The following is a 923-nucleotide window of genomic DNA, read 5'->3' on the forward strand; positions in this document are numbered from 1 at the left end:
CCGGCTGACTGGTCTCCAGTCGACATGGAATCGGATCCGACCCCGGGCGACCCGGACGAGGTCCGCACGCTGGCCGACCAGCTGCAGACGTTCGCGGACGACGTGGGCGAGGCGTTGGGCCGGGTGCGTGGCCTGGCCGAGGACCGCGCGGTGCTGGACTGGGCGGGCCTGTCGGCCGAGGCGTTCCGGTCGGAGTTCGACGGGGTGCCGGGCAATCTGGAGAAGCTCCAGACGTCGTACGACATGGCGGCTCAGGCGTTGCAGTCGTACTGGCCGAAGCTGGAGACGGCGCAGGGCATGGCGGACCGGGCGTTGGACCGGGCGATCGCCGCGCAGGCCGATCTCTCCTCGGCCCAGGCGGCGCTCTCCGACGCGCAGGACTGGGTGTCGCGGGCGGGCGAGGAGGCCGACCGGCTTGAGCGTGAGGGTGAGCGGGAGGGCGTCGAGCCGCCGTCCGAGGCCGAGGTGCGGGCGGCGACCCGGGACGCGTCCGCCGCCGACCAGGCCGCGTCCTCCGCCCAGTCGCGCGTCGACGGCGCCGAGGAGGCGCTGTCGGCGGCCCGCGAACTCGCCCGGCAGGCCAGGGACATGCGGGAGGAGGCGGCCAGGGCCTGCGCCGACGAGATCGACGAGGCCTCCGACGCCGGCATCCAGAACCGGCGGTGGTGGGAGGACGCCATCGACTGGGTGTCCGACAACTGGGACACCATCGTGGAGGTCTGCAAGGTCGTCGTCGCCGTCCTGGGCATCGTCGTGATGATCATCGGGGGCCCGCTGGCCCTGGTGGTCCTCGCCGCCGCCCTCGTCGTCCTCGCCGACACCCTCTACGACTACGCCAACGGCCGCGCTTCGCTGTGGGACGTCGCCTTCGCCGCCCTCGACTGCATCCCCGGCATGAAGGGCCTCACCACCCTCGGCGGACT

Annotated in this window: 1 protein-coding gene; it reads left to right on the forward strand. The window is 73.2% G+C overall.

The annotated features are described in order from the left end of the window. A partial coding sequence (locus E1265_RS36545; RefSeq protein WP_132935224.1) for a putative T7SS-secreted protein occupies nucleotides 1-923 on the forward strand: 923 nt, incomplete at both ends.

Source organism: Streptomyces sp. 8K308 (assembly GCF_004348315.1).
Taxonomy (GTDB): domain Bacteria; phylum Actinomycetota; class Actinomycetes; order Streptomycetales; family Streptomycetaceae; genus Streptomyces.